Origin of the sequence: Brevundimonas sp., assembly GCF_031082345.1 — a bacterium.
Lineage (GTDB): Bacteria > Pseudomonadota > Alphaproteobacteria > Caulobacterales > Caulobacteraceae > Brevundimonas.
On sequence record NZ_JAVHLH010000088.1, the window covers coordinates 1 to 9798 of the forward strand.

General features: G+C 69.1%; 11 protein-coding genes. 5 read left to right on the plus strand and 6 right to left on the minus strand.

The annotated features are described in order from the left end of the window. Both RDU12_RS07545 and RDU12_RS07550 read right to left on the minus strand, forming a co-directional pair. Positions 1-177 (minus strand): aminotransferase class V-fold PLP-dependent enzyme (locus RDU12_RS07545; RefSeq protein ID WP_308684376.1); only part of this gene is annotated, 177 nt, incomplete at its 3' end. Then, complete coding sequence (locus RDU12_RS07550) at positions 174-647, minus strand: Rrf2 family transcriptional regulator (protein ID WP_300290908.1); 474 nt, start codon at positions 645-647, stop codon at positions 174-176. The genes RDU12_RS07545 and RDU12_RS07550, both read right to left, overlap by 4 nt. Positions 648-808: 161 nt before the next feature. On the opposite strand from RDU12_RS07550, the gene RDU12_RS07555 reads away from it, so the two are divergent. Then, positions 809-1459, plus strand: coding sequence for an alpha/beta hydrolase (locus tag RDU12_RS07555; protein WP_300290910.1), 651 nt, complete (start codon positions 809-811; stop codon positions 1457-1459). Positions 1460-1463: 4 nt separating this feature from the next. On the opposite strand, the gene RDU12_RS07560 is transcribed toward RDU12_RS07555, so the two are convergent. Next, the gene (locus tag RDU12_RS07560) at positions 1464-2666 is read right to left on the minus strand and encodes a DUF1343 domain-containing protein (protein ID WP_300290912.1); all 1203 of its coding nucleotides are present in this window, start codon (positions 2664-2666) and stop codon (positions 1464-1466) included. Next, positions 2663-3199 carry a DOMON-like domain-containing protein gene (locus tag RDU12_RS07565; protein WP_300290914.1) on the minus strand — a complete coding sequence of 179 codons (537 nt, stop codon included), beginning with the start codon at positions 3197-3199 and terminating at the stop codon, positions 2663-2665. The genes RDU12_RS07560 and RDU12_RS07565 overlap by 4 nt, the downstream gene beginning before the upstream one ends. 331 nt (positions 3200-3530) lie before the next feature. On the opposite strand from RDU12_RS07565, the gene tyrS reads away from it, so the two are divergent. From tyrS to RDU12_RS07585, 4 genes are all read left to right on the plus strand, one after another. Continuing rightward, positions 3531-4787, plus strand: coding sequence for a tyrosine--tRNA ligase (gene tyrS, locus RDU12_RS07570; protein WP_300290916.1), 1257 nt, complete (start codon positions 3531-3533; stop codon positions 4785-4787). A gap of 9 nt (positions 4788-4796) precedes the next feature. Then, on the plus strand, positions 4797-5264 hold the full coding sequence (locus RDU12_RS07575) for a peroxiredoxin (RefSeq protein ID WP_300290918.1): 468 nt from the start codon (positions 4797-4799) through the stop codon (positions 5262-5264). A gap of 231 nt (positions 5265-5495) precedes the next feature. Further along, the gene (locus RDU12_RS07580; RefSeq protein ID WP_308684373.1) at positions 5496-6614 is read left to right on the plus strand and encodes a peptidoglycan DD-metalloendopeptidase family protein; all 1119 of its coding nucleotides are present in this window, start codon (positions 5496-5498) and stop codon (positions 6612-6614) included. Next, positions 6598-7155, plus strand: a complete 558-nt coding sequence (locus RDU12_RS07585) for a polymer-forming cytoskeletal protein (RefSeq protein WP_308684374.1) — start codon at positions 6598-6600, stop codon at positions 7153-7155. The genes RDU12_RS07580 and RDU12_RS07585 overlap by 17 nt, the downstream gene beginning before the upstream one ends. A gap of 51 nt (positions 7156-7206) precedes the next feature. Here RDU12_RS07585 and prfB read toward each other — a convergent pair. Continuing rightward, positions 7207-8329 (minus strand): peptide chain release factor 2 gene (gene prfB, locus RDU12_RS07590; protein WP_300293511.1). Its coding sequence is split into 2 segments (ribosomal slippage): positions 7207-8259 and positions 8261-8329, totalling 1122 coding nucleotides; the frame shifts between segments, so codons are not numbered across the junction. Positions 8330-8410: 81 nt separating this feature from the next. Continuing rightward, positions 8411-9798: penicillin-binding transpeptidase domain-containing protein (locus RDU12_RS07595; protein WP_308684375.1), on the minus strand; the 1388-nt coding region annotated here is incomplete at its 5' end.

The following is a 9798-nucleotide window of genomic DNA, read 5'->3' on the forward strand; positions in this document are numbered from 1 at the left end:
GGCGCCGATCAGCTCGGCCACCCGGGCCCGCGCCGTCTCCACCCGCGCCCGGGCGCGGCGGCCGGCGGCGTGCACCGCATTGGGATTGCCGCCGTCGGCCAGGGCCTCGGCCATGGACTCGCGGACTTCCGGACGCACCAGACCCGAGGCGTTGTAATCCAGATAGACCGCGCTCACGCCGCCACTCCCACATCGCTTTCAGACGTCCGCCGGCGCCGCCCGGTGCGGTTCATCACCACGTCCTCCAGCGATACGCCCGCCAGATAGCGGTGGATTTCGTCGCCGAGGTCTTCCCACAGATTGTGGGTGATGCAGCGCTCCCCGGCCATCATGCAGCCCTTGGGCGAGGAATGTCCGATGCAGCGGGTGGCGCGGATCGGCTCGTCCACCGCCAGCACGATCTCGGCTACCACCGTCTCATGCGCGCCCTTGGCCAGCCGGTAGCCGCCGCCGGGTCCGCGCACGCTCTGCACCAGGCCGCTCTTTCGCAGGCGGGCGAACAGCTGCTCCAGATAGCTCAGCGAAATCTCCTGGCGCGCTGCGATCTCGGCCAGCGAGACGGCCCGCTGCACCCCGTCCGTGCGGCCGTTCCTGGCCAGATCGGCCATCGCCATCACGGCGTATCGTCCCTTGGTCGAAAGTCGCATCGCACGCCCTCAAAATTTGCGCGCTTTTCGAGGGTCCTGTGCTAGAACCCGCGCCTTCGCAAAGGCGTCGGCACGCAGGGCGGACTTAGAAAGTCCTACCGGCGCGGTCAAGTATTACGCAGCTGCGAAACGACAGTTGAACACGGGAATTCGCGCCGCCCATGCCTGAAGTCATTCTGCCCGGGGCCTCGGGCCGCATCGAAGGTCGTTATTCGCCGGGCAAACGCCCGAACGCCCCGATCGCCCTGATCCTGCACCCCCACCCCAAGGCGGGCGGGCACATGAACAACCCGGTCGTCGTGACCCTGTACCAGCTGTTCGTGAAACGCGGCTTCGCCACCCTGCGCTACAACAGCCGCGGCGTCGGCAAGTCCCAGGGCGAGTTCGATTCCGGCATCGGCGAACTGGCCGACGCGGCCACCGCCCTCGACTGGCTGCAGACGCAAAACCCCGGCGCCACCCAGACCTGGGTCGCCGGCTACCAGTTCGGCGCCTATATCGGCATGCAGCTGCTGATGCGCCGCCCCGAGACCGACGGCTTCATCTCGGTCTCGCCGCCGTCGAACATGTACGACTTCAGCTTCCTCGCCCCCTGCCCGGCCTCGGGCCTGTTCCTGCACGGCACCAACGACACCGTCGTCCCGCCGGTGGAGGTCGAGCGCGTGGTCAACAAGCTGCGCACCCAGAAGGGCATCGTCATCGACTACGAGCTGGAAGAGGGCGCGACCCACTTCTGGCAGGACCACATCGACGCCGTCGACCGCCGCGTCGGCCTCTATCTGGACAAGCGGCTGGAAGAGAAGCCGGCCTGATCGCTCAATACAGCAGAAACGGCTTCCGCTCTTCCGCCCATGCCGCCTCGTCCGGCAGGGTCAGGGCGTCCAGATCCGCCGGCGTCGCCGCCGCGTCATCGACCCAGTCCCGCAGCGCCGGCCCGCCGTTGATCACGTCGATGGCCAGCTTGCCGAACGCATATTCGTACGGAAAATCCCGCCACAGGTCGTAGTCCGGATACAGGCGCCGGATCGCCTTGAAGGCCAGGGCCTGCACCCGCCACGGCTTGAACGCCGCATGGTCATACGCCGGCCCGGCGACATGCATCTGCACCCCGTTGCACAGCGTCCCGACGTGCTTGTGGAAGGTCGGCTCGAACCAGCAGTCGCGCAGCACGCAGCCCTCCAGCCACGCCGGCGCCAGCGCCTGCATCTCGCCGATCACCGCCTGCGCGTCGATATCCGGCGCCCCGAACAGCTCCAGCGGTCGGCTCGTTCCGCGCCCCTCCGAAAGCGTCGTCCCCTCCAGCATCACCGTGCCCGCATAGGCCCGCGCCATCGACACATTGGGCGCATTGGGGCTGGGGTTGATCCACTCCCGCTCCAGCAGCGGCCAGCCGTAGCCGGGCCCCGCCTCCGGCTCCCAGCCCTCCATCGTGATGACGCGGTAATCCACATCCAGCTTGTACCGGTCGATGAACCACAGCCCCAGCTCGCCCAGGGTCATGCCGTGCCGCATCGGCATCGGCCCGGCTCCGACGAAGCTCTCCCAGCCCGGCCGCAGCGTCAGCCCCTCGACCGGACGCCCGGCCGGATTGGGCCGGTCCAGCACCCACACCGTCTTGCCGTGCTCCGCCGCCGCTTCGAGCACATAGAGCAGCGTCGTGATGAAGGTGTAGATGCGGCAGCCGAGGTCCTGCAGGTCGACCAGCAGCACGTCGAACGTCTGCATCGACGCCTCGGTCGGCCGCCGCACCTCGCCATACAGGCTGAACACCGGAATGCCGTGACGCGGATCGGTCTCGTCCGGCGTCTCCATCATATTGTCCTGCAGGTCGCCCCGCATGCCGTGCTGCGGCCCGAAGGCGGCGGTCAGCTGGATGTCCGGACAGGCCGCCAGCGCATCCAGCGAATGGGTCAGGTCCGCCGCCGCCGAGGCCGGATGCCCCAGCACGGCCACCCGCCGCCCCTTCAGCGGCGCCCGCAGCGCGGGGTCGGACAGCAGGCGGTCGAGGCCGAACTTCATGCGGGCTCCGGGGGCGGAAGGGTCAGGGCGAACGAGTCGGGATGGTGGAAGTCAGGCTTACCCGGAGGATGGGCCAGGGCCCAATAGGAGATGCCGCCGCCGATGTCCTCGATGACGGCGGAGAGGCCGATGCGCCAGGCCGGCGCCGGCAGGTCGGGACGTGCGAAGCGACCCGGATCGATCTCGACCGAAAGCCAGTCGACCCCACCCTCGATCATCCAGGGCTCGACAGCGGCCTCGACCATGCCCTCCCGATAGTCCGTGAAGCGGTAAGTGGCCCACTGAAGCCCGGCGAAATTGCACTCCAGGTACCCCTTATCCCCTTCGGGCTTCACGAAAGCCTCGAAGCAGGTGCTCCGCCACAGGCCGTCCGTCCGCCCATGGTTCTCGAAGTCTGGAGCGCGCAGCCGGCTCAGGTCTCCGAAGGCCTGATAGCGTAGCCTCAGACCGATCTCGCCGAGTCGCTCGATTTCGACCTCGATCCGGTCCACCGGAGTCGAGCCCGTCGTCGGATGAGGCGTCAGGACGTGCATCCGGCCTGTCTGCCACGGGGCTTGTGCAGACGCCAACGGCCCCGCCTCCCGGCGAGAGCATCACTCATATTCTTTCGTCATCCCGGACAAGCTGCGCAGCGGCGCGATCCGGGACCCAGCGGCGCCGCGACGGCGGCGAAACACCGGCCCTGGCGTACTGATCCGATCGGCGCCATCGGCGCTCCCGACAGGGTCGCGCTCGCGCGCGCCGCTGGGTTCCGGGTCTACGCTGCGCTTCGCCCGGAATGACGAATGCAGGGAGCGGCGGACGTTTCGGCCCAGGCGGCGACCGTGCTACACGCCCCTTCCCTTCCAAGCCAAGCCTGATCCGATGACCGAGCCCGCCTTCAAGTCCGCCTTCCTCCAGACCCTGCAGGCGCGCGGCTACATCCACCAGATCACCCACCCGGCCGAGCTCGACGCGGCGGCGGCCGAAGGCGTCATCACCGGCTACATCGGCTTCGACGCCACCGCCCCGTCGCTGCACGTCGGCAGCCTGATCCAGATCATGATGCTGCGCCGCCTGCAGCAGACCGGCCACAAGCCCATCGTCCTGATGGGCGGCGGCACCACCAAGGTCGGCGACCCGACCGGCAAGGACGCCTCGCGCCCCCAGCTGACCGACGAGACCATCCAGTCGAACATCGCCTCGATCCGCACCGTCTTCGAACGCTTCCTGACCTTCGGCGACGGCCCGACCGACGCGGTCATGGTCGACAACGACGAATGGCTGTCGACCTACGGCTACATCCAGTTCCTGCGCGAATACGGCACGCATTTCACCGTCAACCGGATGCTGGCCTTCGACTCGGTCAAGCTGCGCCTCGAGCGCGAGGAGCCGATGACCTTCCTCGAGTTCAACTACATGCTGATGCAGTCGGTGGACTTCCTCGAACTGAACCGGGCCCGGAACTGCACCCTGCAGATGGGCGGCTCGGATCAGTGGGGCAACATCGTCTCCGGCGTCGATCTGGTTCGCCGCGTCGACCACAAGACCGCCTTCGGCCTGACCACCCCGCTGCTGACCACGGCCTCGGGCGGCAAGATGGGCAAGACCGCCCAGGGCGCGGTCTGGCTCAACGCCGAACAGCTGAGCCCGTATGACTACTGGCAGTTCTGGCGCAACGTCGACGACGCCGACGTGGGCAAATTCCTGCGCCTGTTCACCGACCTGCCGCTGGACGAGATCGCCCGGCTGGAGACGCTCGAGGACGCCGCCATCAACGACGCCAAGAAGGCCCTGGCCGACGCCGCCACCACCATGCTCCACGGCGCCGACGCCGCCGCCCACGCCCGCGGCGCCGCCGAGGCCGCCTTTGAGCAGGGCAGGCTGTCCGTCGATCTCCCGACCGTCGAACTGCCCAAGGACGAGGTCATCGGCGCCATGATCGCCGCCGTCACGGCGAAGGCCGGCCTGACGACCTCCAACGGCGAGGCCCGCCGCCTCGCCCAGGGCGGCGGCCTGCGCCTCAATGACGAGGCCATCACCGACGGCGCCCGCCTGATCGAGGCCGCCGACGTCAACGCCGACGGCGTCCTGAAACTGGCCGCCGGCAAGAAAAAGATCGTACTCGTCCGCCCCGTCTGAGGAAACCGCATGACCGACATCACCGAAGGCCAGCCGGCCCCCGCCTTCGACATGGCGACCGACGGCGATGGCCGCGTCTCGTCGGCCGCCCTGAAGGGCAAGCTCTGCGTCCTCTATTTCTATCCCAAGGCCGACACGCCCGGCTGCACCACGGAAGGCCAGGACTTCTCGGCCCTGGCCGACGACTTCGCCGCCGCCGGCGCCGTGGTGATCGGCGTCTCGCGCGACCCGGTGAAGAAGCTCGACCGCTTCAAGGCCAAATACGACCTCAGGGTCGTCCTCGCCTCGGACGAACCGGGCGAGGTCACGGAAGCCTTCGGCGTCTGGGTCGAGAAATCGCTGTACGGCCGCACCTATATGGGCGTCGAGCGCGCCACCTTCCTGATCGACGGCCAGGGCGTGGTCCGGCGGGTCTGGCGCAAGGTCAGGGTCAAGGGACACGCCGCGGAAGTCTTGGACGCCGTCCGGTCGCTCTGAACGCGGACGAATCTACGGCCCAAGAGATGTAACAACGTTCTCACAGATTCGCGGATACGCCTGACAGGCGAAGAACCACGCCGAATACCGTCAAAGTTCGCGTGAACCCATCCAGGGATGGTTAACAAGTCGTGAACAGACTTGTCCCCAGCCGCAAAGGTGGCGCATAACCCCTGCCGTGCGTGGGGGCGTAGCGTAATGACCGAACAGACGACTGGCCGAAGGTCTCTGATGGGTCGGTGGTTTCCGACCCGGTATCTGTATCTGCGGAATGGCGACGAAGTCCGCGCCTGGGCCCTGACTCCGGGTCGTCAGGCGCTCGGCGCCGCCGCCGCCGTCCTCATCGGGGGATGGTTCCTGGTCGCGTCCGGCGGCTTTACCTTCGACCTGATCATGCAGAGCCAGGCCGACCGTACGGTGGCCCGCGCCCGCGCCGCCTCCGAACGCCTCAACGCCGATCTCCAGGCGCGCCTGGACAGCGCTGTCGTGCGCATGACCGCCACCACGGGCTCGCTCGACGAGATGGCCCAGATGGTCGAGCGCCGGCACGCCGCCCTGACCCAGGTCATGGGCATGTTCCGCGGCGTCGACGGCACCCAGGCCGCCCTGACCCCCGCCCCGTCTCTTGACCCCGGCGAGCACACGCCGGTGCAGCGCATGCTGGCGGTGCGGATGGATCAGGAACGGCTGATCGACCGGGCCGAGTCCGTGGCCCAGACCCGCGCCGAGCGCCTCCGCCTGGCCTTCCGCCTCGCCGGGCTGAACCCCTCCGCCTATGCGCCCCGCAACGGCGCCGGCCTGGGCGGTCCGCTGGTCGAGGCCCGCGACCCGCGCGCCCTCGCCGCCATCCTAGACGTCGACGAGGCCTTCGCCGTGCGCATCCGCAGCGCCGCCGACAATCTGTCCGACATGCGGGCCCTGGCGGACGCCGCCGAGGGCATGCCGTTCCATCGCCCGACGGACGCCCGCACCACCTCCGGCTTCGGCGTCCGCTTCGATCCGTTCAACAGCCGCCCGGCCCTGCATCAGGGCCAGGACTTCGCCGCCGCGCTCAACACGCCGATCCGCTCGCCCGCTCCCGGCATCGTGTCTTTCGTCGGCGTCCGTTCAGGGTATGGCAACACGGTCGAGATAGATCATGGGCGAGGTTTCAAGACGCGCTACGCTCATCTGAATTCCATGGCCGTCCGCCCCGGCCAGCGCATCGCGCTGGGCCAGCGCATCGGGGCCATGGGCACGACCGGACGCTCCACCGGCGTTCACCTGCACTATGAGGTGTGGATGAACGGCCGTCCGCAAAACCCCGCCCGCTTCATGAGAGCCGGAGACCAACTTGTTCAACAAGACTAAATCCCCCGCCCCGCAGCCCCGCTCCGACACGGGCTCCGCCATTCCGCCGTTGCCGGATCTGCCGACCCCGGGCGCGCCCGCTGCGGCGGCGCCGGCTGCGCGGGGCGGCCCTTCGCCGGTGTCGCAGCGCGGCCTGTCGACCTTGTCCTCGGATCTGCAGTTCGACGGCAACATCTCGGGCGCCGGCGACCTCCAGATTGACGGCGCCATCAAGGGCGACGTGCGCGTCGGCCGCCTGATCGTCGGTGAAACCGGCGCGGTCGAGGGCGGCGTCTCGGCCGACTATGTCGAGGTCCGCGGCCGCATCGTCGGCAATGTCTCGGGCAAGCAGGTCAAGCTGATCGCCACGGCCTATGTCGACGGCGACATCACCGCCGAACAGCTGTCGATCGACATCGGCGCCTATTTCCAGGGCCGCGTCCTGCAGGGCCGCCGCGAGGCGCCCGCCGCCGCGCCCAAGCCCTCCACCGCCGCCGGCAGCAGTGCGCCGCCGCACGGCGACGACCGCCCCCAGGTCATCGACATGAAGCCGGGAGCGTAGGCCTCGGTCGCGGAAAGAGAAAAGGCCCCGGAGCGATCCGGGGCCTTTTTGCTATTCGACCGTCGACCCGCGCGTCTCGCCCACCCGGGCCGCGAGGGCCGCGCCCATGAAGGCGTCGAGGTCGCCGTCCAGAACCCCCTGGGTGTCCGAGGTCTCGACGTTGGTGCGCAGGTCCTTGACCATCTGGTAGGGCTGCAGGACGTAGCTGCGGATCTGGTGGCCCCAGCCGATGTCGGTCTTGGCGTCGGCCAGCGCCTGGGCCGCCGCCTCGCGCTTCTGCAGCTCCAGCTCGTACAGCCGCGCCCGCAGCATCTTCCACGCCTGCTCGCGGTTCTGGTGCTGCGAGCGACCGGCCTGGCAGGCCACGACCGTATTGGTCGGAACGTGAGTCAGGCGCACGGCCGAGTCGGTCTTGTTGATGTGCTGGCCGCCCGCGCCCGAGGCCCGGTAGGTATCAGTGCGCACGTCGGCCGGATTGATGTCGATCTCGATCGTGTCGTCGACGACCGGCGAGACCCCGATCGAGGCGAACGAGGTGTGGCGCTTGGCCGCCGCGTCATAGGGGCTGATGCGCACCAGCCGGTGCACGCCCGATTCCGACTTCAGCCAGCCATAGGCGTTGGCCCCCTTGATCAGGATGGTGGCGGACTTGATGCCGGCCTGTTCGCCGCCCTCCTCCGCCTCCAGCTCGACCTCGTAGCCGTGCGCCTTGGCCCAGCGGCTGTACATGCGCAGCAGCATGCCGGCCCAGTCATTGGACTCGGTGCCGCCGGCGCCGGAGTTGACCTCCAGATAGGCGTCATTGCCGTCAGCCTCGCCGGACAGCAGCGCCTCCAGTTCGGCGCGGGCGGCGCGGTCCTTGATCGCTTTCAGCGAGGCGCGCGCCTCCTCGAGGGTGGCTTCGTCGCCCTCCTCGTCGGCCATGTCGGCCAGCATGACCCCGTCCTCGAGGCCCTGCTCCATCTCGCGGACGGTGTTGATCTGGGCCTCCAGCCGCGAGCGGTCGCGGCTGACGGCCTGGGCCTCGTCGGGGTTGTCCCATAGCGTCGGGTCCTCGACCCGGGCGTTCAGCTCATCGAGCTTGCGGACGGCGACATCCCAGTCAAAGACGCCTCCTGAGCAGAGCGACGCTCTGCTCGATGTCGGCCTTCATGGCCTCGACATCCGGTCTCATCGCATTCTCCGGCGATACAAAGGTGAGGCGCGGACATAGAGCGGTCAGCGCCCAAGGGAAAGGGGAAGTGGGGATTGGGGGCTAGTACAGCCCGCTCAGATCCTCCGCCGGCTCCTTCTTGGCCGGCGGCGGCGTCGCCGGGGGCGGTGTCGACGGCGCGGTGGATGGCGGCGCGCCCGTGGCCTCCTCCCGCTCGCGGCGGACGACGTCGTTGTAGTTCTGCGGGCCGGTCGGAACCTGCGGCCGCGGCGCCTCCTCCTCGCGGCGGCGCTCGGTGCCGGGGCGGAAGGCCTCCTCGATGCCGTTGACCGTGCGGAAGACGGCCCCGCGGGGCCGCACGAACGGCCGCGCCGGCCGCTTCTTCAGCGCCACCTGCATGAAGTCGGTGAACACCGGCACCGGCCCGGTCGCCCCGGTCTCGCCCGAGCCCAGCGGGCGGTTGTCATCGAAGCCGATGAACACCCCGACCACGATGTCGGACGAGAAGCCGACGAACCAGGCCGAGCGGTATTCGTTGGTCGTGCCGGTCTTGCCCCCGACCCAGCGGCCCAGCCCCCGGGCGCTGGCGCCGGTGCCGCGCTGGACCACGCCCTCCAGCATCGAGCTCATCTGATAGGCGGTGATCGGATCGATCACCTGGGTCCCCCGCGGCTCCAGCCGGGGCGACTCCTGGCCGCTGAACGGGCGGCCGCAGTCGCGGCAGTCACGCTCGTCGGCGCTGAAGATGGTCTCGCCGTTCCGGTCCTGCACCACCTCGATCAGATAGGGGTCGATCTTGCGCCCGCCGTTGACGAAGGCGGCGTAGGCGGCGGTCAGGCGGTAGGGCGTGGTCTCCCCGGCCCCCAGCGACACGGACAGGTTCGGCTGCAGGGTGTCCGACACCCCCATCTTCTTCGACAGGTCGACGATGTTGTTCATCCCGACCGCCTGGGCCAGGCGCACCGTCATGACGTTGCGCGACAGCTCCAGCCCGCGCCGCAGCGTCTGCGGACCGTAATACTCCCGGCTGTAGTTCTCAGGCGTCCAGCGTCCGCCGTTGGCCCCGCCGGCGAAGCTGATCGGCGCGTCCAGCACGATCGAGGCCGGGGTGTAGTCGCCCTCCAGCGCCGCCGCATAGACGAACGGCTTGAAGGCCGAGCCGGGCTGCCGCTCCGCCTGGGTCGCCCGGTTGAAGCTCGACAGGGCGTAGGAATAGCCTCCGACCATGGCCAGCACCCGCCCGGAGTGGGGTTCGATGGCCACCAGGGCGCCGTTGACGGCCGGCACCTGCTTGAGCGCGAAATTGCCGTTCCGCGGCTCGACGAAGATCAGGTCCCCGCGCTTCAGCGGACGGTTGGCGTTGGCCCAGGCGGCGTCCACGGTCAGCAGCGTCCCGGTGGCGCCATCCGCGGCGGTGCGCACCCGCACGCTGTTGCCGGACACGCTTTCCACGGCCGCCGCGCGCCAGGCCCGGCGCTCCGGCGGACGGG